This is a genomic window from Citrobacter sp. 21OH12SH02A-Citro (genome assembly GCF_027919895.1).
Lineage (GTDB): Bacteria > Pseudomonadota > Gammaproteobacteria > Enterobacterales > Enterobacteriaceae > Citrobacter > Citrobacter braakii.
In genome coordinates, this window is the sequence record NZ_CP114804.1 from 19,545 (window position 1) to 40,360 (window position 20,816).

Below are 20,816 nucleotides of genomic sequence, written 5' to 3' on the forward strand. Positions count from 1 at the left end.
TATGAAGTTGGGTAGTGCCGTTTCGCTGTTTTTTACAGCATTACTGGAAGGTTTCAATTATCGCTTTTGTCCGGTCTGGGATAAGGCGCTGGATACGCTTATTGATGAAGGAACGCTGCTTGAGGTGCGAAATGGGATCGCTCTGTTTGAGCACGATGCCCAGCTATATGAAGTGTTCGTCGGGGCTGGCTTCAACCACTTCGGGCATCTTATTAGCTTGAATACCAAAGCCATCGACGAGAGCGTCATGCGCCGTCCGTCGTTCCGCGTAATGGATAAGCTGCAACGTCATGTAAATGCCGAATTACTCCGCGTAGCCAAAGAAAAAGAACGAGAGCTACAGGCGATGATTGGATCGCTTATCGCTGAGTAAATGAAGGCTACTAGTTGTGGCCTTAAACAATTTGTTTTATAAGTGGTGAAATTAATGGAACCCAAGGCGAACTAAATCCATTGGGCAGAACAAACCCTCCACACCTTCGATAGACACGCAGTCACAACGGCGTAGTTGTTCTTCTGATTTGCCTTCTCCGCAGATTTCCTTGATGACTCCCGTTGCACCATTCGTTGCCACCATCACTCGGCTGCCGGTAGTGATAGCGTTACGGTTGCGATCATAGGTCTTCATCGTTTCCTCCTTTCACATGGGCCAAATCAGGTTTAAAAAATTGCCGTTTTCCATGTATGTGCGATTTGTAAAATCTCAAGTGCCGAAACAAATTGTTTTCACCACCTTGTTATTCAATTAACCCGTAAAGTTGACCAGTACCGTAATAAATACTACTGTTTATATATACAGTATTGCGAGGTGGGCAATGGGCAGCAAGAATTCCAAATATGAGATCGTCTATAGGGGCGAAGCACTCAAGCACCTAATACCCGGACAGTTCGTTTTCTTCCAACGTGAAAAAGAATACGGTGGGGGGTTCTGGCTTGGTAAAACGCATGAGGATGGGTTCGAATTTGTGCTGGAGCAACCCACTTCACTAAGTTACGGGCTTGCGTATCTGATCAGATTGTCGAGTGTCGAAGCCAGGTATATGGAGTTTGTTGATGACATAGACGACTTCAAACTCACCTAGTCATCCCTTAAACATCTTGTTTTCTGCCTTTCGTTATTTGAGATAATAACACCAATAAGAAAACAAGTTGTTTAAGAAGTTAATCATGTTCGGAACCGCAAAAGAGATTATCGAAAAGCTGGAGAACTACCCAGAAGACGAGCCGCTGCTGATGGTGATGTGGCACAAGGAAGACGTAGGTGAAGTGCGGCCAGACCTGACTGACGAACAGTGCGTTCAGGTTTTGCGAAAAATCAAAGAGTGCCATGACGCCAGCGTCGGCGTGAATTGGGATGTCATCTCTGACACGGCCGACACTCTGTTTCCAAAGGAGAAGGCATGATGCTGAAACTCACCGAATCGTATAAGACGGCTGTGATCAGTACCGCTCATGTAACGGCAGCGGATTCAGAACGGCTACCCATTGCCTGCTTCGACCCACTTACTGATCGCGGGTTGAATTGGTTACACGGTACACAGTACGGCTGGATTGTTCGTGCTGGAATGCGAGGGAATGACTGGAAGGAAGAATTGCGTGATTACGGCATTTCCCAAGAGGCGATCTCCAACATACAGGCCATACTGGATGCCGGGTATGATTCGGTACAATTTGACTGTGATGCGGAGCTGGTGGATGGGATGCCAGCATGGGATTGGTAGATATAACTACTAGCAATGGTGGGAATAAGTACCTAGAAAGTTGATATCATATACCCGCTTGTATTTCAAAATGGAATGGATGTAATGGAAATCGATAATCTAGAAAAAAAATCAGTTAAAAACCTCTACGCATGGCTTATAGCAATACTGCCGTTTGTTGTCAGCTTTCCTCCTGAAGAATACGACAATTACGTTATGGTAATTTCGTTTGTCGTTGGGATTGGATTGCTGGTCGCAGATCGCATGAATTTGACTGAGGCAGGCTATGAGCCACCATCATTCTTATGGGGGTTCTTTATCCCCCCTGTGTACCTCTGGAAACGAGCGACGGTTCTTGGAAGTAACCGACTGCTGTTTATCGTATGGATTGTTGCCTTTGCTGCATCATTTTTCGTGTATAGCTTCAACACAGATTCAGCGCTTGAAGAAGCTGCTTGCCCTATAGTTACCACTATTCTGAAAGAAAATAACGGTTCAGAAGCATCTAAATGCATGAAGGTAACAATTCAGGACAAAGTGACGGACAAGTTCTACAAAGCAACGGCTACACTGGATAACGGTAATGACATTAACATCACTATCGAAATGACTGGTGACGAGAATTTCTACGTTAGAGTCCCAGAATACTATCTGAACAACTAGACACACTGACTGATGATGGACAGATCGGCTCTTCACATGAGATACCGGAAGATAGAGCCGATCTAACCAGGGACACTATTCTTCTATGGAACTGTTTCAGTATCTTCAATTGCTATTTCCTCAACTGACCCCAAAAAACTGCAAAATTCATTTAGCCAGCACCAACGAGTACAAAGAAAACCCAATAAAGGAGTTTCTGAACGAGACCTTCGACGACTGGCAATGCCTGCAGAAGTACAAAGACTTCAATCGCACCTATGTTATCTCTCTCATTCAGACTGAAGAAAAGCACCGGTGGCTCTACGCTGGCACCTATCTCAACGAGGGATGTGCTTCGGAAGCAATGATTACTGTCCCCGGTCGGAATGAAAATTACCATCTCTATCAACTATTCCTTGTTCCTGAACTGGCCGAGTATCGTGGGCGTATGTATATCCACGCCGTTCGCCATCGAACCCATATTTTGAATGGTGAGACGCTGGCCGGGAAGATGCCCATCGTCGAAATTGCCCCCACGTGTCTTTCTTTTGGCGAGTTTCCCGGCTACAAAAATGTGGTACTGGACAGAGTCAGTCTGGGCACCATCATCCAGCAGGAATTAAAGTCGTGGAGAACGGCACTGAAGATTGTCAAAGGTATCTATCTGCTGACTGACGTCGATGGAGAGAAACTTTATGTCGGCCAGGCTAATGGCAAAGATGGCATATGGGGACGGTGGAAAACCTATTTTACGACCGGGCACGGTGGCAACGCCGGACTGATTGAAGCGTTCGGTACCTGCGACGAGGACAGGCTTAAAAAGGTTACGTTCTCCATTCTGGAGATCATGGATATTAACAGCGACAAACATGAAATCAACCGGCGCGAAAGCCACTGGAAACGTATCCTGCTTTCACGCTCTATAGGGCACAACAGGAACTAAATCTCAGCACAGCAAGATGGTACTGGTAATTAAATATATAAGAAAACAAACAAATAACACAGATAAAAAACATAAGGAGAGTTGATGGGTTATCGCTTGGTTTGCGCCACTGCTCTGGTTTTATCGTTTTCGAACGTTGCTGCCGAAAGTCATGAAGATTTGACGCGCACTGTATCGCCAGCACACCGTGATACGAAGTTGGTCTGCAAAGGTGAGCTTATCTCAGGCAGCAGTATCACCGAACTTTCCAGAGAAGCATATCTGGAGGGGGTAGGTGAACAGATTCTGTTTGCAATAATCCCGACTTCTAAATCCGATGAGTACCTGCAGGCTTTCTTTAACGCGTGGGGATTCTCTCCATTTGGTCAGGTTGAAAGCCGTGAGCAATTCCATAACTGGTCGTTGATTCACTTGGGGCGACATAATCTCGTTCGAGGACGTGTTTCTGATTACACCTTTGTCGATGCGACCCCTCAAAGTGGCGCTGATTATCAGCAGCGCTCATCGGTTCGTTTGTATGACTGTCAAAACCAGAATGAACGCCCTGACTGGACCCAGCAAAAATTTGCCACCCAAAAACACTTCAATGGGGATGTCTATTAGACATTTAGCCAGGGATATCAATCCATTGACATTGGCGGTCACAAATTGAGGATTTCTATAAGAGTCCGTTGATCGCCACTTTCCCCACCCCTCCAACCTATCCCAGCCCAGGCGTGACAAGGCATTTAAGCCAATTACACCCATAAAAAAACAAATAAATAACACATCAACGAAAAGTCAACGCTTTCCCCTGATTTGGTCTAAAAAGTTGATGTTTTCGCACGCCATCTCTTATACCCAAAATCCTGTGTGCCAGAATCCATCTCCCCGCGACCAAAGCGTCAAAAACGACTCGTGATACCACCCAAAAACAGACACACTCAGAAGCGCTCCCGTTGCGTTATATTGGGTATCTAAACAAGTTGTTTTCAGGCATAAGAAAACAACTTAACCACACCCACAGGAAACCCAGAGACGCCATTAGCCACAATCCAGGAAAGACCCACCTCTTCCTGTCAGGCTACCGAAAAACCCACCTCTTTGCCCCAGGCTACAGACCACCCACCTAATTTTCCCAGGCAACCGAGAACGCAGCTCGCGCACGCAAACCCCTACACGCCATTACCCAATATACGGAGAAGAACAGCCAGAACGAAACCCCGGACAAACCCAGACCAGAACAGGAACCGTCATAATCTCGTTTACCCACCATTACCCCGAAAGAGAGCGCAAATTCCTGAATAGCAGGGAACGCCATTACTTCACATGCGGAGAACAACTAAAGCGCCCTACTGCCATTACCCACACTTCCACCATTTCACGTAAACGAAGAGAAAAGCGCACCTGCCATTACTCCATACACAGAGAAGAACACTCCCCAAAACAACGAGAACACCCCAGAAGAAAACACAGAAAAGAACCACCTCAAGAACAACGAAAACACATACGCCGGTAGAGAGAATAACCACCCCATTTCACCCAAAGGAATACTCGCCGTATAGAGCGTTATCAGGGGGAAGGTTTGCACGTTCATAGGAGAGAAAATACGTAGAGATTTAACTGGAGGTATAAGTGGGAAGGGGAAGAGGGGTATCGCTACTTTCTCCGTAGAAATTCAAGCCATAGCTTTCATCCCCCGTAATGTCTCTCTCCACCCCTTCGGTCAGCCTTCGGGCCATCCAGGGAAAAGGCTATGTCCCTTTTCAGAAACGGGAGCGTCGCCGCAGGGAAACGGCTGGAGGTTTTCAGGGAAACGGTGGGAATCCCGCTATACGAACCGGGAAAAGGCTGGCTGCCGGTCGGGAAACGGGTACATCCCGGTACAGAGCGAGGGACGACTGCGGGAGTATGCCTTTTCCTCATTCACCTGAAGAGTGCGGGAATTGGTGAACCCCGCAGTTGAGCGTTGAGACCAGATCAGCTTCGCACGCTCATGTCGGGAAGCCAGATCTAGTGTAAAGGGTTACGGGTTTTGGTGGTGAAATCGCCGAGGACGTTTATTCGAAAATCTCACAGCCCTGATTCGCATCGTCCCTGTTGTCCCACAAATCATCGAGCGCCTCTTCTCTTGTCCCGAAGGGGCCGGAGACGACAGGTGCGTTTGAACTGGTATCGTCCAGCTCTGTGTAAATCTGACCGTTAACCAAAATGACGCGTCCGACAGTGATGCCGCCATGAAGCAACTCGCCTCTCTCGGCGTCGATGCTGAAGTACCCGTCTGTGTAGTCTTTAGTGCTCATCACATTCCCTCTGAGTTAGCCAGATACATACATAGCAATAAATCGGCACAAGCACATCAGCCTTTAAGGAATTCTTTTTCCCCGTTTTCTTATTGCGATAATAACACCAACAAGAAAACAACGTGTTTAGACAAAGGAGAAACAGATGTACAAGCATCTGAATATCAGCATCACCCTCTGTGGCGAGGAAGAGTCCTCCGAATGTGAGATCTCCCTCGATGACGTTATCCGCTCTCAGGATGTTGCTGGTCGCGTGGCGACGCTCATCTCTGAAGGATACAGAGAAGGGACTTTTGATTTCCATCTAGAGAACAACCCAATGTCCGTCGCGTGGAACTGCACAACGTCAGAAACGAAGTGAGGGTGAAGAGATGATTAAGATGCCTGTGATGGTTGAGGTGTGGAGCGTGGATTCCCTGGCTGAGTGTCTGGATGCTGTGGGACCGGAGTTGTACCGCAAGTTGTGGTCTTTCGTCCCGGCTGAAGGGGAATCACCCAAAGGGAAGGATATCTGGCACCTGCTGAGTGAAGATGAAAAGCGGGAGCTGGTGGACGCGGTACACATAGAGTTCCCGGACGACGAAGATTAAGAGTGAGGCCACCAGGACGGTGGCTAAAAAACTTGACCTGTCCAAATGCGACAACGAATAGACTGGAGGCCAAACTAAAAACTGGAGAATCAAATGCACTACTACACCACCAGCAACCCTGACACCGGGGACTGTTTCTTAATCTGTTTCGTCATTCGCGATATGGAAGACCGCCAGCCAGCGCCGGAGGTTGAGGAAGATATCGTTGCGCTTGTTCAGTTGAAGGGAGACGAAATTGTCTGGCACAAGAAAGGGACTGACGGAGACAACTATCACTTTAATGAATACCTGATGAAGCAAGATCTCCTTATGTACAAAAAGTTGGATGAAGAAGGCTGGGTTTTTGAAGTGCCATTTCCATGTATCGCCAATGATAGTGAAGTCACCTATTCATGGAGTACACCCTGAATAGATTGGTTCTATCCCGTTTTCAGCTCTGTATTATTTACACCAATAAGAAAACAAGTTGTTTACGGAGATAGTTATGAGAAACGCGATGATTACCAAACTGAGCGCGGGACAGCCACGTAAAGAGAAGCCAGCAGTTCTGAGCCAACTGACTTTGCTCGATATCATCGCCAACGGTACTGCCATTCGCCTGTTTAAAGAGACAATTGCCTCGTTCGACAATGGCTCCCGCGCGCGTTACGTGATGAGTGTGCGTCGCCAGAGTGGGAAAGGGTGGATGGCAAAACAGATTATCTGGCCGGAAGGAGAGCTGGAACAGGCGCTACTGGAGGCGAACAAAGTCGCCCAGCAAGAAATCCAGCGTGCCTCTTTCCTGGCGACAGCCTGACATGTGCAAAAGCGATTAGTCGACCCTACGACAGCCCCGTCCATCCTTCGGGGCTTTTTTGCTTGCTTGTATTGTAAGCACCTACCTATTTTAATAATATAAAAACCACCAACTATAGGGAGATAAAAATGACAGTATCACGTGAGAGTCTTGTGATGGATTTGCATTATGCTTCCGAGAAAGCCTCCGGCGAGAAAGTCGCGAAATTAACCGTCGTTCTGCGCGAGACTATCGGAGGTGATGTACACACCAGCACCTTAATTCGCACCGGCGAAGGGGACACAGCAGTTTACTCGGTAGGCTACCAGAGCGTCAGTAATGCGTCAGATCCAGTCTTGCTAAAACTGGCTGCCTATTTCCGCGAAGGGAATAAAGAAATGTTTGAAAAAATGATGGTACAGGCCGAGGAGGTGTTCGATTCAGGTCTCAACATGAATTCTACCTGGCTTGGGCAATACGGTCTGCGTATCGCATCTAACATTCCCCTGGAAAACCACATCCCGGAAAGCGTATTCGCTTAATTACTGCAATGGCGCGTATCCCGCGCCATTTTCTTATCCCTGATAACAAAATGTTTTATGCCTTATCCACATTGCGATAATTACACCAACAAGAAAACAAGATGTTTACGCATGGAGGATATGCACATGACCGATTTCACTATCTCCCCTAAAGCTGAAAACGTATGGCTGGAATCCTGGCTCGACCTGTCGCCGGAAGAACAGCAGGAAATGGATCACGTTGAACAGGACGAACAATGTGATGCCCGCTTCTTCCGCTTTGAGGACAGCGTTTATGACATTGCCGACTTCATGCGCGATGACCGCTTCCCGGATTGGCACGCAGGCTACCCATTAAATGCCTTCGCCATGCTGATGATCCGCGTGGATGGCTCCGGCGATACCATCGACGTCGGTTTGCTCCACTAAGAGAACGAGGCCACCCATGCTGGTGGCCTTAAATGACCATCCTGTTTCCCGCAGGCTAAAAATACCCACCTCTTACCGCCAGGCTACCGAACAACCCTCCGACTCCCTGCCGGCCACCAGCAGCCGGAACAGAACGCTTGGACGCCTTATGCGCGTAGCGATAATTAAACCAACAAGAAAACAAGTTGTTTAAAGGATTATCACCATGAACTTTATCGCTACTGTTAACACCCCTGCGCATGGCCATATTTCTGTGACGTTCTCTGATAACGAGAAAAGCGTGCTGGGCGCCTGGCGTGACAATGTAACCATCGAGCTGTCCGGGAAAGGGAAACAGCAGATCACCAATGACATTATCTGCAACCGTCGCCATAAGCGCGTATTTGAGAAAGCGTATGTCTCCACCTCCGGATTTGGCGTATTCATCTTCCCGGTACGCAGCGGTCGCTTCTGCCAGTCAAAACTCATCGAGTTCGCCACGCAGATCGCGCTATGGGTTAAAACAGAATCCGGGTTCGACTTCAGCGAACAGGAAGCAGTGGGGGAGGGGATGCGTATCGCCAACAATGCCATCAAGTGCAAAAACGTCACCTACGAAGCGGGAATCGACTCGTGGAGTGTCTCATGTGGGGACTACGTGAAAGAGGTGTACGGAAAGAATCGCATTCACATCCTGACTGGCAAGTAAGAGGGGAGGGGCTGGAAACGCCCCTTTTCTTTTCGTCCACCAGCTGCCGCAGGGAAATTCAGAAACGGCCAGAGAGCTGTCCGGGGAACCGTAGGGAAACGGCCAGAGAATTTTCGGGAAACGGCGGGGTTTGCCTTTATGTAGAAAACTGAGCGGGAGAGGCCCAGAATCCTGCCAGAAAATATCGCAGGGGCGCTGGGGTAGCGCTGGTGGGGTTTCTGCCCCTGAGCCATCCAGATAGCTTTCTCTATGTGATTATGTGAATCCGTGGGTAAACCACAGGAAGCGCGTACACGTCGCGCCAACGTGCTAATGATACGCGAGTGCCCACAGATAGCGCCAATATTGCCGACACGTCCCGAAGGATGGCGCGGATCACGTCGCCAGATATCGCCAGACGATCACGCCCACGACACGACAAAATAAGCCACGCGCTATAACGCTGTAAAACGCGCTATAACGTGATTTTTATTGTGGGTAATGGGTATGTACCACCACACATAAAAACGCGTTAAATTGGCGCGTTTATGGCGCTTATTTTTGGTCTGTTTTGGCTGACTTCAGACAATAAAAAACGCGCCATTGTTGGCGCGTTATGGTGTGCGGATCTTGAAACGAAAAAAGCGCCCATAGTGGGCGCTATTGCTTAAATGCTGTTTTGTAGTTTTCCGATCATTTCAGACAAGCGCAAATATTCACGTTTGCGTTTACAGTCTCTTTTGCTGTTAAGCAAATCAGAAAACGTAAAATTTAATTTGTCACGTTGCGCTTTTAAGTCGTCGATTAATTCAAGTTTATAAGCGCTATATTTTGCGCGATACTCCGCGCGGATCTGGTCATAACTAATCATGATTTTTATCCTTAAAACTAGCGCCCATAGTGGGCGCTATATCCATCTAATTACGCTTTGAAAGCATCAGCCAGATAGTTATAAAAATCATTCTTGATAAAGCGATATTGTTGCGATCCGTTTTTCGCTGCGCCCATTCCTTTGATCTTCTCGACCAGTCCGAGACGCTCGCAAAGATTGATCAGCTGGTTGGCTTGAGTGTAGCCAGCGTCCAATTTAATTTCGTTGGCTTTTTTCGCTTCATTCATCAAATCGAAAACAGCGCCATTTGTGAATGTTTCTAATTCATCATTAATCATTTCGATTAATGCGAATACGCGAGATCCGGACATATCAGCGACTGAATAAACGCATTTACCAGACTTGATAGACTTAACCAGATAAACCAATTTTTCGAGTGAATAGCTATTGGTCATAGCTTCGCGGAAAAACACTTCTGGCGCTTGTTTGCTTGCTTTAATCGCGTAGTAAAAGACACCAGCTAATTTCTCATCATTAACAGCGTTTAAAACGTTGTTGGTGAAGTATGCTAGTTTGGTAGACGCTGCAAGCATGTTAGCTTTATCTGCTTTCGTGTGCGTACCATTCTGATAATGATTGTTATAAGTCTGAGTGGCATTGTTGGCTGCAACTTGCAATTCATTAGCGATAAATACAGCAGCGTCGATGATGGATTTTTTAGAGATAGCAACGTTAGACATGATATTAATCCTTATGTAATATTGATAACTTAATTTGTTATTTGTTTATCGTTAGCGTGTTTGCTTTCGATGTGAGTAATTATCGATATACAGAAATTAAAATCAAGAGTTTTTTACGCGGGAACGAAAAAAATTTTTCTTCAATAAAAATCAAAGTCTTAGAAATAAAATGCGTTTTCTCGAAGGTGTTGCCTAAATAAATTCCCTATTCGGTCAATCACCCTTATATATTTAAACTGGAATCGTGGTGGGTGAAATAAATATAACGGGAAGTGACACGTAAAATAATAACCGGACTTAGCCGGTTATTACCCTTATAGATTTATTGAGCAGACTCGACAATTTTTCGGTTAGTGTCAAAGAGTGCATCGACGAAGTGTGCCGATGACTCGCTGGCATCACACTCCAACATCTCCCTTTGGTCAGCCGAACGCCCCTTACAGTTTTGGACACTCTCTCCAATTGTCTTTCCCGCTTTGACAGCGGCTGCGAACTGGTACATGCAAACCGACACATTGTCCGATGACGAACAAACGTCGTTCATGAGTGACTGAATAACTGGTTTATAGTCCATAGCTGAGGCTGCCGTGGACGATGCGAGAAGAATTGAGGATAGTAAAATCGCTTTCATAACTTAAAACGGTAAAATTCGTTCAACCCAATCGAACATGACGACCATCTTCCGACCATCGCCAACGCTGAGTGTGACCTGACAAGCGTCAACGCCTGAAGACACACCTTCAAGTTCACGGCCATCCGCCATGTAGACCCTTATAGACTTCTGCATCTCATGAGCCTGGCGACAAATTTTGAAGAAATCACGGCGAGATGGCCGATTGTCCACATAGTCTGGGTGTACCGTTGTCCGACCCGTGAAATCGTGCGCAATACCTTCTGTCACACCTGATTCAATCGTGCTGATTCTCTCAAGTGGGAGCCTTATACGATTTTCTTTGTCGAACGGGGCAGGGCAAAGGTCGACTTTGTTGCGCGACGACATGAGACCCTGAACGTACATGCAGAACACCTGACCATCTTCCATCGTGACCCTTACAGGAATGAGAGACTTACGCCAGAACATCAGCGCCTTCTCCACGTTGGTGTAATCGCGCGGCCAGACTTCTGCAGGAATCCCGTAGGTGATGTCAGTAATATTCGTCATATCGTCACAGTGTCGTTGGTAGGATATCGATGTCACCTGCGTTGCTGGTGAACACCCGGAAGACTTTCGTCTCGCCAGCTTTGGTGATGGTCTCGCGTTCCTGACGAGCAGGGTTCAGTGCGCACAGCCCGGCGCCCTCCAGAGAAGCGCCAACAATCCATTGCCAGGCATCAAGATGGAACGTCGCTTTCTCACCGGTCTCAAGTTTCGCAACCGTCTCACCATTGATGAAGATGGACGCGTCGCAGCCCGCACCTATCATACCTTTGTCCCTCATAACCACCAGCGTGGTTGGCGCAGACGTCTGGTATTTGAAAACTCTGGCCTGCGGAGCCGGTTTTGCATCAGCTACAGATACAGGGCGGGATGAACATGCACTCAGGAGTAAAACGGGGATGGTAATCAGTGGAAGTAGAACGTGTTTCATGGCTTGAACTAAATCCTTATCACTTCAACGAACAAGGCGTCTTGCGACGCCCTTAATGCTTAATCGAGACGTTTGAGAATATCGGCCAGATCTTCTTTGGTCATGCCAGAGGATTCGTAAATCTTCATGACCTTTTCACGAGCCTTTGCAGAAGCCTCTAATGACGTAGCTGCTTTATCAAAATCAGCCATCGTCATGTTGGACAGCACCAGATTGATGATGTCTGCCTTTGACAGCTTAATGTTGCGTTCACGCAGTCGATTCTGAAAGGTTTCCAGCTTGTCGTTTGCTTTTTCGGTTAACTGAACCTGGCAGTGTATAGCGCGTTTCTCGCTCATGCTTACTCTCTATTCAAAACAGTGAAATCGAATGTGCTACCCACCGGCAATACTCCCTCGGCAAACCCAGGCGTAGTGTCGATAATGTGCTTCCGCTCATATGAGTGCGACATGAGGTATTTGTTGCTCACGTCGATGAAGTCGGTAATAAAGCACACGTTAGCCTGATTCTTTTTGGCTCGAAGACCGCGGCCAACACGTTGGCGCATCTCAACTTCGGCTTTGCCGCCACCACCCAGAATCACCGCACCTACGCTTGGAACGTCGACGCCAACATCCAGAATGGTTGAACCAATCAGAACATCTATCTTGCCTGCCGCCAGACTGTTGAGCTTTGCTTGTCGGGTAGTCTGGTTTGATTCTCCGTAGATGAAATCGACCTTGAGGCCGCTTTCTTTCATCATTTCCATCAAGATCTGACCATGACGCTTCAAACGAACCAGCGTCATACAGTTCAGACCGTGACTTTTGTACATTAACGCTTCGCGCACAATAGCCTCGTTGCGGCCCAGATTGTAAACGATGCCTAACTGATAGGCTTTCTGGTAAGCCGTACTCATTCCAACCCGAAAGTTCAGGTGTTTCGAAGCAAGTTCGGCCCTAATCCGCACCTCGTCTGGAGTGTACGCGATTTTATGATATAGAAAGTAGGGTTTCGCTAAAATACCTCGGTCGATCAAATATTTCTCTGTGACCTTTATCTCAATGCGACCGGCCACAGCCATGAGACGCATATTTGCTTCGGTCGAGTCCTTCATGAACGGCGTAGCTGTCAGCGCCAGACGGTAATCGGCATTGATGCACAACCGGGCGATATCGTAGAAGTTTGAACCTGATGATTCGTGTGCCTCTTCCAGAATCAGCAGAGAAACGCTGGACAGAAAGCGCTTAACCAGTTCCCGGCGCTTCAGGTGGTACTGTTTTTTCTCCGGTGATGCGTCGCGCGGCGGCTCTTCGAGAAAACTGGCCAGGGTCTGCACCGTGGCAACGTTGATATGGCGCGAGACCTGGAACTCACCAGATCCAATCACCCCAACTTTCTGACCTTTCAGCCACGGCTCGCCATTCTCCGCGCGGTAGTCGATGGATTTCTGGAAGTTCTCTGCCATCTGGAACATCAGAACCGAGCGCGTGGTTAAAAACAGCGTCATACGACCGATGCGAGCAGCTGCCTTACACGCTACGTTCGATTTACCGCCACCCGTCGCAATCTGGGCAATCATCATCCCTTCGCGCACCAGTGTTTCCACTGTCTGATCCTGATACGCATAGTCCGGGTTATACGGGAATGGGTTAACTACCGGGTTCGGCTTGCCCAGCGCGGGGGCTTTTTCCTTGCGCACATGCACGCATTTGATGCCAGCTTTCAGAAGGTTGGCTGAAACTGGCTTCGCAAACCCAGCCGGGAACGCGTTTTTGCTCCAGTTGAACATCGTGCTGGTTCCTTTCCAGTCCCCAGCCTCCACTTCATAGCTCAACATCTCCTGAACGAGCCGCTTCACGTTGTCATCAGCGCCAGAAATCAGCGCATTGACTGCATTCGATACAATCCGAACTGTCATAAACCTCTTTCCTTCGTGCCTTTTGTATGGTAATTGGCTATTATAGTAAGTAAGTACTTATACAATAGATTGTATCAGAATTATGGATGTGAAAATTACGATTCTGCAGGTGGAAGTCGCGAACCTGCGTCCGAATCCCTGGAATACCAACTCCGTTGGGGCGCAAAACTTCGAAAAACTGAAAGGCTCTATCGAAAAATTGGGCTTTTTTAAGCCAATTCTGGCGCGGGAGCTGGACGGGGGCATTTTTGAGATCCTCGGTGGCGAACACCGCTGGCGTGCCGCGATGGAGCAGGGCATTTCAACGGTTCCCGTCATCTCCGTGGGCAAAATTAACGACCTGGTGGCCAAACAGATGTCTCTCGTCGATAACGAACGCTACGGCGAAGACGATCAGGTCGCTTTGCAGCGCTTAATCGAAGAAATCCAGTCTGAAATCGACTACCGGTTGTCCGATATCGCCCCGTATGACGACGAAATGGCGGCAACACTCGCCAAAGCGTCCGTTATCGATCTTGAAGCGCTGGAAGCGCTCTCCCGTGGCGATGACGAGCCGGTCGATGAGGACAAACGCGAGAAAACCGAGCGAGTCGGCGCTGAACACCAGACGATGCGCTTCAAGGTGACGTTTGATGCGTCAGATCGCGTCGCCGACACCATCAAAACCATCATCAAAGAGCAGGGAATCAATACCGGTAACGAAATGGAGAACGCCGGGGAAGCCCTGGTGTGGCTGGTCGACTACTACAAGGAGCGTATGTAATGACCAAAAACTTTGAAATCGTCTATCGAAACCCGGCAGAACTCATCCCGTATGAGATGAACGCCAAAAAACATGACGAACAGCAGATCCGCGACCTGGCGGCCGCCATCAAAAAGCGCGGTTTTGACCAGCCGATCACGGTCGACAAGCATGACGTCATCATTACTGGCCACGGTCGTCGCGAGGCGGCTCTTCTGGCTGGTCTGGAGCGTGTGCCGGTCATTGTCCGCGACGATCTGAGCGAAGAAGAAGTGAAGGCGAAGCGTCTGGAAGACAACCGCCTGGCCAGTATTGACTACGACGCCATCAAATTGCAGCAGGAGCTGGAATCCCTGGTGCTGGGCGACGTCGAGGTCTTCGGTTTTGAAGAGCGCGAGTTGAACGTGCTTGTCGGCAGCATGACCGAAGAGATGGAAACCGGCTCTCTGGTGCTCGATCTGGGCGAAGAGACAGAACGCCAGAAAGAAGAGCACACCGAGATCAGTCGCGAAGTAGCCTCTGAAGAAGTCCGCGTCATCGACGTATTGGGCTTTAAAACGCTCCCTGCTGGCTCTGCCATTGTGGTTGGGGATTTGCTTGCCCACATGGAAGAAATCACGGGAGAAAGCGGGGTAGACGCTTTCGTGGCGTATGCGGAGAAAGTTTCTTCTGGGGAGCTGGCCGCATGAGCAAATACACCATCAACGTATCGTTTCAGACCCGCGTGAACAAAACCACGCGCACGCTGGAGATTGCCGAATCGTTCGGTCTTGGCCTGGACGAAAAAGAGTGGACGCTTTACGACAATCTGGAGCTGGAAGTGAAGCAGGGTGATGTGGTGTACATCACCGGCCAATCCGGTTCCGGTAAATCCGTTGTGCTGCGCGAGCTGCAACGCCAGATGAAGGATGAAGGGCTTTCTGTAGCCTCCATCGATGACTTTACCTTCGACAATGAGGTTAACGTCATCGACCAGCTGGGCAAAACCACCAGCGAAGCGCTGGGGCTGCTGTCTATGGCCGGATTGAATGACGCCTATCTCTTTGTGCGCAAGCCATCCGAGATGTCTGACGGTCAGAAATACCGTCTCAAGATCGCCAAGCTGATCGAGTCAGGCGCCAAAGTTTGGGCAGCCGACGAATTTGGCGCTGTTCTCGACCGTGTAACCGCTCAGGTTGTGGCGTCGAACCTCCAGCGTGCCGCACGAAAGGTTGGTGCGACGGTAATGGTGGCGACGACCCACGAAGACCTGAAGAACGCGCTGCGCCCGGATATGCAGATCACCAAGCACTACAAAGAACGCGTGAAGGTGGAATATGCCTGATTTGAAGATCGTAGAGCTGAAGCCATCGAAAGAGGCTGACAACAACAACGTTGAAGTCATCCGCCTGCTGGAAGAAGCACTCCAGTACGCCAGAGAAGGCAAAAGCCAGAGCCTGGCGCTGCTGATGATCAACAACGACGGTAGTGTTCTGGATTGCTGGCATAACGGTGGGCGTCCATACGTCATGGTTGGGGCGATGGAATCGCTTCGCCTGGACTTCATCAATGCCAATATCGAGCGCAGGTGATCGACATGACAGACATCATCATCAAACGCTACCGCCCGGAAGAGTTCCCGCGTCATCTGGACTTTCTGGAGCGGATGACCGTTACCAAAGGTACGGTTGAAGACTGGCACGCGCTGAAGTCGCTGCACTACAAGACGGATGGTAAGCCGTTTGCGCCAACGTATTATCGCTGCGAACTGGACGACAGGCTGGTGGGCGTCGTGGTTATGGCTTACCCGAAACTGCTGCTGGCGCCTCGCCATCGCATGTTTCCTAAGCTGAAGCCAACCACCAATACCACAGTGGCCAACCAGTATTGGGGCCGGTACGTGAACAACAACTTTGCGGTGATCAGCCGTTCCGTTGTGGACACTCAGTACCGCGGCGTCGGCGTCTCCTATCGAATGATTAATCTGGTTAGCAGGATGCACGACCGGCCAATCATCGAGATCCAGTCGTCGATGAGCAAATACAACCCGTTCGCCATGAAAGCAGGGTTCCAGTTCATCCGTCCGGAGCGTCCGAAGAGCTATGAGAGTGCGTTGCGCGTCTTCCAGCGTCATTTCCGTTCCGACCCTGGCGACAACGAAGCGATCGTCAAAGAGCTGTTCGCCATGAGTGAGTCTCGCCGTCGTCGTGCGCTGCGTGATCTGGTCGCTGACTACCACAAGAACAGTTCCCTGGCCAAAGCCGGGCGTAATCGTGGCACGACGATTCAGGACATTGCCGACAGTCTGGTGGACGAGGCCAGCATCGTGAAGCTGCTCAAGGACATTCACAACCTGAGCTTCACGTCTCCGCTGTATGGCGTGTACCGAAACCCGGACTTTGGCCGTCAGCTGCCTGACACGCTGCCACTGCTGGCATTCGACAAACAGCCTTTGAATAAACCTCTTGAAATTGCATTACCGGCATAAGGATTTGCCATGACGTTGACCGACAAACAAAAAGACATCATCAAAACCATCAATTTAGGCCATGAGCGTGGGCATCTGCTCGATCTGGACGAGCTGCTTGAAGTGCTGCCGTACAAAACGACCAAACAGAGTATGCAGTTCTCTATCCGAGCACTGGTGAAAAAGGGGCTGGTGGAGAAAGGAATGTGCCGCCAGCGCGGTGATTCCGGCTACCACCGTCGCACGCTGGGACTGACCACGTTAGGTCGTGCCAGAGCCAAATTACTGGTGATGTAAGTCGGTCTGGGAGCCAGTTTGAGAGCCTGCTTCCGTATATATAAATACTAAGTGACTTATTAAATATATACGGAAGCAGGTTCTGAATACTCCCCAGCCCGGTTTTAAACACCCAGAAAACAAATTGGTTAGGCACAGAATTAAACAAGTTGTTTAGGAGCGCAAGGATGCGCTCTGAGTGTTTTAGAGGGATCTATGACTGTAGAAAAAGACGAGAGCAAAACTCGCCTGACGCCAGCTGAGTGGGCAGAAGCCGAAGCAAAGTGGACTTCCGGCGAATACACACTCTCCAAGCTGGAGGAAGAGTACGGCATTCGTCGTGAAACGCTCTCCAGACATTTCAAAAAGCGTGGATTAGAGAAAGGCGCGGACTCCGTTGGGAAGATGGTGCGCGAGTCGCTCAAATCCGACGCAGAGCTGCGTGCGAAGGCGCGTGCAGAGAAAATCGAAGAGCGCCGGACTCGTTACGACGATTGGGCGTTCGCACTCGGTCGTATGGTGATGCATGAGGTGGCCACAGCCAAGAAGGACGGCAAGCCACTCGCAACCATCGAAGATGACCTGAAGAGTCTCCAGCGTGCCAGCGGCACACTCGCTAAGTGCTTCGAAATATCCTCGAAAGCGCTCGGTATGGATCGCGCAGAGAACGAAGACGACGAAATCCCGAACCTGGTATTTGGCGAACTTACGCCTTCCCAGGTGGCGCAGCTGCGTAAGGAAGATGATGAGCCGGATCTGATTGATGACGATCTGCTTGAGTCACTCGAAGAGGAAGCTCTGAGCGAAGCTGAGGGCGATTCTGACGCGTCTGGTGATGAAAGTGATGGGAGCGTCTAACTATGGCCATCCCGTCGTCTCTGAGTCTCGTACAGCTGCATTCTGGGCAGATGCAAGTCTTCCAGTCGCCACATCGTTTCAAAGTGGTGTGTGCGGGTCGACGCTGGGGTAAATCCCGGTTGTCGATCTCCACCATCATCCGCGCGGCAGCCAAAGAGAAGAAGCAACGTGTCTGGTACGTCGCACCGACTTACCAGATGGCTCGCCAGATCTTGTGGGATGACCTGCAGGAAGTTCTGCCACGCAAATGGGTTCGTAAGAAAAACGACACCACGATGACCATCGTGCTGAAGAACGGCTCTGAAATCGCGCTGAAAGGTGCGGATAAGCCCGATACGCTTCGTGGTGTGGCACTGCACTTTGTGGTGCTCGATGAATTTCAGGATATGAAGCCGGACACCTGGTACAAGGTATTGCGTCCGACACTGTCCTCTACCCGTGGTGGTGCTCTGATCATCGGTACGCCAAAAGGCTTCTCCGAGTTCCACAAGCTGTGGACTATCGGTCAGAACAAAGATTTGCAACGCAAAGGGCAGTGGAAGAGCTGGCAGTTCGTTACGGCTGATTCTCCGTTCGTTCCCAGCGCGGAAATCGAAGCGGCGAAGAACGATATGGACCCTAAATCGTTCGCGCAAGAATACCTGGCCAGCTTCGAAAACATGTCCGGACGCGTTTACTACCCGTTCGACCGCAATGTGCATGTGAAGCCACTCCAGTTCAATCCGAAACTGCCGATCTGGGTTGGTCAGGACTTCAACATCGACCCTATGTCATCGGTCATACTGCAGCCGCAGCCAAATGGTGAGTTGTGGGCCGTGGACGAGGTTGTTCTGTTCTCTTCCAACACGGCTGAAGTGTGTGATGAGCTGGAGCGTCGTTTCTGGCGCTGGAAGTCTCAGGTCACTATCTTCCCTGACCCGGCAGGTGCGTATCGCCAGCACGCACGCGGTGAATCGGACGTCGATATCTTCAAGGAAAAAGGTTTCCTTCGAGTCGATTATCCGAAGAAGCACCCGCCGATCGCAGACCGTGTTAACGCAGTGAATCGCATGTTGATGAGTGCCTCGGGCGAAACCCGGTTGTACATCGATCCGAAGTGCAAACACCTCATCGACTCGCTGGAGAAGGTGATCTACAAGCCAGGCTCACGCGACATGGATAAGACTGGCGGCATCGAACACAGTGCGGATGCGTTGGGTTATCCGGTTCATCGTAGGTATCCGGTGAAAAATCGTGTTATTCTTGGTGGATCTAGATAGGTAAGTACCTACCTAAACGGAAAGGAAAAGCAAATGGAATTGACTGACAAGCAAATCAAAGACCTTGTGGCACGACGCCACCCTGAATATGAGAAGAAAAAAGAACATTGGGACTTCCTCGCCAGCACCTACGCTGGCGGGCGTGCCTGGTTCAACGACAATATCTTCCGTTACTTCAAAGAGGGCGATCAGGAGTTCAAAGAGCGCCTGGAACGCGCTTATCGCTTCAACCACACTCGTGAAGTGGTAAACCTCATCAACAAATACCTCTTCAAAGAGGTCATTCACCGCAACACTGATGAAGCGCCGGAGCAGATCCGCAATTTCTGGAAGCGAGCCACGCGCCAGAACGCCTCCATCGATGCGTTTATGGCGGCTATCGATCTGCAATCATCCATTTATGGCCGTATCTGGGTTGTCGTGGACAGCACCATGAACGTCGATGTTGAGTCTGTTGCAGACGAGAAGAAAAATGATGCGCGTGCCTACGCTTACTGGATTTCGCCACAGCAGCTGCTTGATGTTGCCTGGGATGAAGACGGCAATATGTTGTGGGCGCTGATTGTTGAAATCGCGCGCGACGACGAAGATCCGTTCAAGTCAACCGGGCAGGAATACCAGCGTTACCGTCTGTGGACGCAAAACGAGTGGTATCTGTTCCGTGAAGAAGTGAAGAAAGGTTCCGGAAATAGCGGTCGTCGTCAGGCCAAAGTCGTTCTGGAGGATAGCGGCGAGCATAATCTTGGCGTGGTGCCGGTGTTCCCGGTGGATTGCATTGGTGAAAGCGAGTCTCCGTATTTCAGCCCGTCGTTGATTGACGACATCGCCTATCTTGACCGCGCTGTGGCCAACTACCTGTCGAACCTTGACGCGATTATTCAGGATCAGACATTCAGCCAGCTGGCGATCCCGGTTCAGTCATTGCTGCCGGGCGATGAAAACCACACCAAAGTGCTCGAAATGGGGACTAAACGCGTCTTCACCTTCGACTCTGAGAGCGGTAATCAGCCATTCTACCTGTCTCCAGACCCGAAACAGGCTCAGATGATCATCACCACGATTAAGACGGTGATTAACGAGATCTACCATTCCGTTGGTGTGGCAGGTGAGCGAACCAAGCAGGATAACGCACAGGGTATCGATAACTCTTCGGGCGCAGCGAAGATGTACGACTTCCAGCGCGTTAACAGTCTGCTGGTGACAAAAGCAGAGCGCCTCGAAAGGGCAGAGCGCCAGATGATGCAGCTGGCAGCGAAATGGATGGGTGTCGAACTGGATGAAGACCACTCTCTGATCGCGTACCCGGAAAGTTTCGACATTCGCGGTCTGACTGACGAATTTGCCGTTGCTGAGAAACTGTCTCTGCTCCAGGCGCCTGATTCTGTTCGTCGTCATCAGATGGAAATGCTCATCGAGAAGGTCTTCCCGAACATTTCCGAGGCGATGCAAAAGGAATTTCAAAAAGATCTCTTGAAATTTCCTCCAAAAAATGATCTTAACACCCTTGAAAATAAGTCAGCACTTACTTATGATCGAGATACAGCCCAAGAAAGCGGGCAAGATCAACCCCGAGGGAATGGGGACTCATCTACTCAAGAGACCGAGTGATAAGTAACGAAAAGGAA

The 20,816-nt window shown here is 49.7% G+C and carries 33 protein-coding genes; 24 read left to right on the forward strand and 9 right to left on the reverse strand.

The genetic code is table 11. The annotated features are described in order from the left end of the window. Position 1 precedes the first annotated feature (1 nt). Positions 2-373 carry a hypothetical protein gene (locus O6D90_RS25230; RefSeq protein WP_060453913.1) on the forward strand — a complete coding sequence of 124 codons (372 nt, stop codon included), beginning with the start codon at positions 2-4 and terminating at the stop codon, positions 371-373. 51 nt (positions 374-424) lie between these two features. Here the strand turns inward: O6D90_RS25230 and ydfZ are convergent, their stop codons facing one another. Beyond that, positions 425-628, reverse strand: a complete 204-nt coding sequence (ydfZ, locus tag O6D90_RS25235) for a putative selenium delivery protein YdfZ (protein ID WP_060453914.1) — start codon at positions 626-628, stop codon at positions 425-427. A 187-nt stretch (positions 629-815) separates the two neighbouring features. On the opposite strand from ydfZ, the gene O6D90_RS25240 reads away from it, so the two are divergent. From O6D90_RS25240 to O6D90_RS25265, 6 genes are all read left to right on the forward strand, one after another. Beyond that, the gene (locus tag O6D90_RS25240) at positions 816-1,082 is read left to right on the forward strand and encodes a hypothetical protein (RefSeq protein ID WP_060453915.1); all 267 of its coding nucleotides are present in this window, start codon (positions 816-818) and stop codon (positions 1,080-1,082) included. 85 nt (positions 1,083-1,167) lie between these two features. After that, positions 1,168-1,404 carry a DUF1380 domain-containing protein gene (locus O6D90_RS25245; protein ID WP_060453916.1) on the forward strand — a complete coding sequence of 79 codons (237 nt, stop codon included), beginning with the start codon at positions 1,168-1,170 and terminating at the stop codon, positions 1,402-1,404. Further along, positions 1,401-1,721, forward strand: coding sequence for a hypothetical protein (locus tag O6D90_RS25250; RefSeq protein ID WP_065316653.1), 321 nt, complete (start codon positions 1,401-1,403; stop codon positions 1,719-1,721). The genes O6D90_RS25245 and O6D90_RS25250 overlap by 4 nt, the downstream gene beginning before the upstream one ends. Positions 1,722-1,805: 84 nt before the next feature. Next, complete coding sequence (locus O6D90_RS25255; RefSeq protein ID WP_060453917.1) at positions 1,806-2,363, forward strand: hypothetical protein; 558 nt, start codon at positions 1,806-1,808, stop codon at positions 2,361-2,363. Positions 2,364-2,448: 85 nt separating this feature from the next. Continuing rightward, the gene (locus tag O6D90_RS25260; protein ID WP_060453918.1) at positions 2,449-3,285 is read left to right on the forward strand and encodes a GIY-YIG nuclease family protein; all 837 of its coding nucleotides are present in this window, start codon (positions 2,449-2,451) and stop codon (positions 3,283-3,285) included. 84 nt (positions 3,286-3,369) lie between these two features. Further along, the gene (locus O6D90_RS25265) at positions 3,370-3,888 is read left to right on the forward strand and encodes a hypothetical protein (RefSeq protein WP_060453919.1); all 519 of its coding nucleotides are present in this window, start codon (positions 3,370-3,372) and stop codon (positions 3,886-3,888) included. A 1,436-nt stretch (positions 3,889-5,324) separates the two neighbouring features. Here O6D90_RS25265 and O6D90_RS25270 read toward each other — a convergent pair. Next, positions 5,325-5,567, reverse strand: coding sequence for a hypothetical protein (locus O6D90_RS25270; protein WP_270956674.1), 243 nt, complete (start codon positions 5,565-5,567; stop codon positions 5,325-5,327). Beyond that, positions 5,557-5,724: a hypothetical protein gene (locus O6D90_RS26430; protein WP_395225526.1), complete on the reverse strand. Its 168-nt coding sequence runs from the start codon at positions 5,722-5,724 to the stop codon at positions 5,557-5,559. The genes O6D90_RS25270 and O6D90_RS26430 overlap by 11 nt, the downstream gene beginning before the upstream one ends. Here O6D90_RS26430 and O6D90_RS25275 point away from each other — a divergent pair. The 8 genes from O6D90_RS25275 (at position 5,713) to O6D90_RS25310 (ending at position 9,220) form a co-directional block, all read left to right on the forward strand. Then, positions 5,713-5,928: a hypothetical protein gene (locus tag O6D90_RS25275; protein ID WP_270956675.1), complete on the forward strand. Its 216-nt coding sequence runs from the start codon at positions 5,713-5,715 to the stop codon at positions 5,926-5,928. The two genes, O6D90_RS26430 and O6D90_RS25275, sit on opposite strands and share 12 nt — an antisense overlap. A 13-nt stretch (positions 5,929-5,941) precedes the next feature. Then, complete coding sequence (locus O6D90_RS25280) at positions 5,942-6,157, forward strand: hypothetical protein (RefSeq protein WP_162269381.1); 216 nt, start codon at positions 5,942-5,944, stop codon at positions 6,155-6,157. 93 nt (positions 6,158-6,250) lie between these two features. After that, complete coding sequence (locus tag O6D90_RS25285) at positions 6,251-6,565, forward strand: hypothetical protein (protein ID WP_000559556.1); 315 nt, start codon at positions 6,251-6,253, stop codon at positions 6,563-6,565. 76 nt (positions 6,566-6,641) lie between these two features. Further along, positions 6,642-6,953, forward strand: coding sequence for a hypothetical protein (locus O6D90_RS25290; protein ID WP_270956676.1), 312 nt, complete (start codon positions 6,642-6,644; stop codon positions 6,951-6,953). Positions 6,954-7,081: 128 nt separating this feature from the next. Next, positions 7,082-7,474: a hypothetical protein gene (locus tag O6D90_RS25295; protein WP_000218787.1), complete on the forward strand. Its 393-nt coding sequence runs from the start codon at positions 7,082-7,084 to the stop codon at positions 7,472-7,474. A gap of 126 nt (positions 7,475-7,600) precedes the next feature. Beyond that, positions 7,601-7,882: a hypothetical protein gene (locus tag O6D90_RS25300; RefSeq protein ID WP_023180884.1), complete on the forward strand. Its 282-nt coding sequence runs from the start codon at positions 7,601-7,603 to the stop codon at positions 7,880-7,882. 205 nt (positions 7,883-8,087) lie between these two features. Further along, complete coding sequence (locus O6D90_RS25305; protein WP_270956677.1) at positions 8,088-8,570, forward strand: hypothetical protein; 483 nt, start codon at positions 8,088-8,090, stop codon at positions 8,568-8,570. A 527-nt stretch (positions 8,571-9,097) separates the two neighbouring features. Continuing rightward, on the forward strand, positions 9,098-9,220 hold the full coding sequence (locus tag O6D90_RS25310; RefSeq protein WP_270956678.1) for a hypothetical protein: 123 nt from the start codon (positions 9,098-9,100) through the stop codon (positions 9,218-9,220). Here O6D90_RS25310 and O6D90_RS25315 read toward each other — a convergent pair. From O6D90_RS25315 to O6D90_RS25340, 6 genes are all read right to left on the reverse strand, one after another. Then, positions 9,217-9,420, reverse strand: coding sequence for a hypothetical protein (locus O6D90_RS25315; protein WP_270956679.1), 204 nt, complete (start codon positions 9,418-9,420; stop codon positions 9,217-9,219). The genes O6D90_RS25310 and O6D90_RS25315 overlap by 4 nt on opposite strands. 50 nt (positions 9,421-9,470) lie before the next feature. Then, positions 9,471-10,121 (reverse strand): hypothetical protein, encoded by a 651-nt coding sequence (locus tag O6D90_RS25320; RefSeq protein ID WP_270956680.1) that lies wholly within the window; start codon positions 10,119-10,121, stop codon positions 9,471-9,473. 634 nt (positions 10,122-10,755) lie between these two features. After that, positions 10,756-11,283: a transcriptional regulator gene (locus tag O6D90_RS25325; protein WP_000182009.1), complete on the reverse strand. Its 528-nt coding sequence runs from the start codon at positions 11,281-11,283 to the stop codon at positions 10,756-10,758. Positions 11,284-11,287: 4 nt separating this feature from the next. Then, positions 11,288-11,710, reverse strand: a complete 423-nt coding sequence (locus tag O6D90_RS25330; RefSeq protein WP_271143325.1) for a hypothetical protein — start codon at positions 11,708-11,710, stop codon at positions 11,288-11,290. Between the two features lie 59 nt (positions 11,711-11,769). Further along, positions 11,770-12,048 (reverse strand): hypothetical protein, encoded by a 279-nt coding sequence (locus O6D90_RS25335; RefSeq protein ID WP_001291547.1) that lies wholly within the window; start codon positions 12,046-12,048, stop codon positions 11,770-11,772. A 2-nt stretch (positions 12,049-12,050) separates the two neighbouring features. Continuing rightward, positions 12,051-13,610, reverse strand: a complete 1,560-nt coding sequence (locus O6D90_RS25340; protein ID WP_048665928.1) for a DEAD/DEAH box helicase — start codon at positions 13,608-13,610, stop codon at positions 12,051-12,053. A gap of 82 nt (positions 13,611-13,692) precedes the next feature. Here O6D90_RS25340 and O6D90_RS25345 point away from each other — a divergent pair, with 82 nt between their 5' ends. The 9 genes from O6D90_RS25345 (at position 13,693) to O6D90_RS25385 (ending at position 20,799) form a co-directional block, all read left to right on the forward strand. Next, entirely contained in the window at positions 13,693-14,373 is a 681-nt protein-coding gene (locus tag O6D90_RS25345) for a ParB/RepB/Spo0J family partition protein (protein WP_000382661.1), read from the forward strand. Further along, positions 14,373-15,041, forward strand: coding sequence for a ParB/Srx family N-terminal domain-containing protein (locus O6D90_RS25350; protein WP_000164561.1), 669 nt, complete (start codon positions 14,373-14,375; stop codon positions 15,039-15,041). The genes O6D90_RS25345 and O6D90_RS25350 overlap by 1 nt, the downstream gene beginning before the upstream one ends. Next, a complete protein-coding gene (locus O6D90_RS25355; protein WP_006812519.1) occupies positions 15,038-15,676 on the forward strand; it encodes an ATP-binding cassette domain-containing protein in 639 nt (212 codons plus the stop codon). Before O6D90_RS25350 ends, O6D90_RS25355 begins: the two co-directional genes overlap by 4 nt. Continuing rightward, positions 15,669-15,923 carry a hypothetical protein gene (locus O6D90_RS25360; protein ID WP_001113021.1) on the forward strand — a complete coding sequence of 85 codons (255 nt, stop codon included), beginning with the start codon at positions 15,669-15,671 and terminating at the stop codon, positions 15,921-15,923. The genes O6D90_RS25355 and O6D90_RS25360 overlap by 8 nt, the downstream gene beginning before the upstream one ends. Positions 15,924-15,928: 5 nt before the next feature. Continuing rightward, positions 15,929-16,819 carry a hypothetical protein gene (locus O6D90_RS25365; RefSeq protein WP_002211789.1) on the forward strand — a complete coding sequence of 297 codons (891 nt, stop codon included), beginning with the start codon at positions 15,929-15,931 and terminating at the stop codon, positions 16,817-16,819. Positions 16,820-16,828: 9 nt separating this feature from the next. After that, positions 16,829-17,095 carry a hypothetical protein gene (locus O6D90_RS25370; RefSeq protein WP_000176291.1) on the forward strand — a complete coding sequence of 89 codons (267 nt, stop codon included), beginning with the start codon at positions 16,829-16,831 and terminating at the stop codon, positions 17,093-17,095. A gap of 195 nt (positions 17,096-17,290) precedes the next feature. Next, positions 17,291-17,932 carry a hypothetical protein gene (locus O6D90_RS25375; RefSeq protein WP_023180879.1) on the forward strand — a complete coding sequence of 214 codons (642 nt, stop codon included), beginning with the start codon at positions 17,291-17,293 and terminating at the stop codon, positions 17,930-17,932. Between the two features lie 2 nt (positions 17,933-17,934). Continuing rightward, positions 17,935-19,191 (forward strand): phage terminase large subunit, encoded by a 1,257-nt coding sequence (locus O6D90_RS25380; protein WP_002211787.1) that lies wholly within the window; start codon positions 17,935-17,937, stop codon positions 19,189-19,191. Between the two features lie 33 nt (positions 19,192-19,224). Next, positions 19,225-20,799, forward strand: coding sequence for a phage portal protein (locus tag O6D90_RS25385; RefSeq protein ID WP_270956682.1), 1,575 nt, complete (start codon positions 19,225-19,227; stop codon positions 20,797-20,799). The last annotated feature ends 17 nt before the right edge of the window (positions 20,800-20,816 follow it).

Bases quoted from the DNA above. Each gene is read 5' to 3' on its own strand.
- O6D90_RS25300 (WP_023180884.1), top strand. From the start codon at position 7,601: ATGACCGATTTCACTATCTCCCCTAAAGCTGAAAACGTATGGCTGGAA.
- O6D90_RS26430 (WP_395225526.1), bottom strand. From the start codon at position 5,724: ATGCTTGTACATCTGTTTCTCCTTTGTCTAAACACGTTGTTTTCTTGT.
- O6D90_RS25285 (WP_000559556.1), top strand. From the start codon at position 6,251: ATGCACTACTACACCACCAGCAACCCTGACACCGGGGACTGTTTCTTA.
- O6D90_RS25260 (WP_060453918.1), top strand. From the start codon at position 2,449: ATGGAACTGTTTCAGTATCTTCAATTGCTATTTCCTCAACTGACCCCA.
- O6D90_RS25230 (WP_060453913.1), top strand. From the start codon at position 2: ATGAAGTTGGGTAGTGCCGTTTCGCTGTTTTTTACAGCATTACTGGAA.
- O6D90_RS25365 (WP_002211789.1), top strand. From the start codon at position 15,929: ATGACAGACATCATCATCAAACGCTACCGCCCGGAAGAGTTCCCGCGT.
- O6D90_RS25295 (WP_000218787.1), top strand. From the start codon at position 7,082: ATGACAGTATCACGTGAGAGTCTTGTGATGGATTTGCATTATGCTTCC.
- O6D90_RS25305 (WP_270956677.1), top strand. From the start codon at position 8,088: ATGAACTTTATCGCTACTGTTAACACCCCTGCGCATGGCCATATTTCT.
- O6D90_RS25320 (WP_270956680.1), bottom strand. From the start codon at position 10,121: ATGTCTAACGTTGCTATCTCTAAAAAATCCATCATCGACGCTGCTGTA.
- O6D90_RS25240 (WP_060453915.1), top strand. From the start codon at position 816: ATGGGCAGCAAGAATTCCAAATATGAGATCGTCTATAGGGGCGAAGCA.
- O6D90_RS25340 (WP_048665928.1), bottom strand. From the start codon at position 13,610: ATGACAGTTCGGATTGTATCGAATGCAGTCAATGCGCTGATTTCTGGC.
- O6D90_RS25330 (WP_271143325.1), bottom strand. From the start codon at position 11,710: ATGAAACACGTTCTACTTCCACTGATTACCATCCCCGTTTTACTCCTG.
- O6D90_RS25335 (WP_001291547.1), bottom strand. From the start codon at position 12,048: ATGAGCGAGAAACGCGCTATACACTGCCAGGTTCAGTTAACCGAAAAA.
- O6D90_RS25325 (WP_000182009.1), bottom strand. From the start codon at position 11,283: ATGACGAATATTACTGACATCACCTACGGGATTCCTGCAGAAGTCTGG.
- O6D90_RS25290 (WP_270956676.1), top strand. From the start codon at position 6,642: ATGAGAAACGCGATGATTACCAAACTGAGCGCGGGACAGCCACGTAAA.
- O6D90_RS25275 (WP_270956675.1), top strand. From the start codon at position 5,713: ATGTACAAGCATCTGAATATCAGCATCACCCTCTGTGGCGAGGAAGAG.
- O6D90_RS25315 (WP_270956679.1), bottom strand. From the start codon at position 9,420: ATGATTAGTTATGACCAGATCCGCGCGGAGTATCGCGCAAAATATAGC.
- O6D90_RS25270 (WP_270956674.1), bottom strand. From the start codon at position 5,567: ATGAGCACTAAAGACTACACAGACGGGTACTTCAGCATCGACGCCGAG.
- O6D90_RS25265 (WP_060453919.1), top strand. From the start codon at position 3,370: ATGGGTTATCGCTTGGTTTGCGCCACTGCTCTGGTTTTATCGTTTTCG.
- O6D90_RS25245 (WP_060453916.1), top strand. From the start codon at position 1,168: ATGTTCGGAACCGCAAAAGAGATTATCGAAAAGCTGGAGAACTACCCA.
- O6D90_RS25250 (WP_065316653.1), top strand. From the start codon at position 1,401: ATGATGCTGAAACTCACCGAATCGTATAAGACGGCTGTGATCAGTACC.
- O6D90_RS25360 (WP_001113021.1), top strand. From the start codon at position 15,669: ATGCCTGATTTGAAGATCGTAGAGCTGAAGCCATCGAAAGAGGCTGAC.
- O6D90_RS25370 (WP_000176291.1), top strand. From the start codon at position 16,829: ATGACGTTGACCGACAAACAAAAAGACATCATCAAAACCATCAATTTA.
- O6D90_RS25350 (WP_000164561.1), top strand. From the start codon at position 14,373: ATGACCAAAAACTTTGAAATCGTCTATCGAAACCCGGCAGAACTCATC.
- O6D90_RS25385 (WP_270956682.1), top strand. From the start codon at position 19,225: ATGGAATTGACTGACAAGCAAATCAAAGACCTTGTGGCACGACGCCAC.
- O6D90_RS25375 (WP_023180879.1), top strand. From the start codon at position 17,291: ATGACTGTAGAAAAAGACGAGAGCAAAACTCGCCTGACGCCAGCTGAG.
- ydfZ (WP_060453914.1), bottom strand. From the start codon at position 628: ATGAAGACCTATGATCGCAACCGTAACGCTATCACTACCGGCAGCCGA.
- O6D90_RS25380 (WP_002211787.1), top strand. From the start codon at position 17,935: ATGGCCATCCCGTCGTCTCTGAGTCTCGTACAGCTGCATTCTGGGCAG.
- O6D90_RS25310 (WP_270956678.1), top strand. From the start codon at position 9,098: ATGGCGCTTATTTTTGGTCTGTTTTGGCTGACTTCAGACAATAAAAAA.
- O6D90_RS25255 (WP_060453917.1), top strand. From the start codon at position 1,806: ATGGAAATCGATAATCTAGAAAAAAAATCAGTTAAAAACCTCTACGCA.
- O6D90_RS25355 (WP_006812519.1), top strand. From the start codon at position 15,038: ATGAGCAAATACACCATCAACGTATCGTTTCAGACCCGCGTGAACAAA.
- O6D90_RS25345 (WP_000382661.1), top strand. From the start codon at position 13,693: ATGGATGTGAAAATTACGATTCTGCAGGTGGAAGTCGCGAACCTGCGT.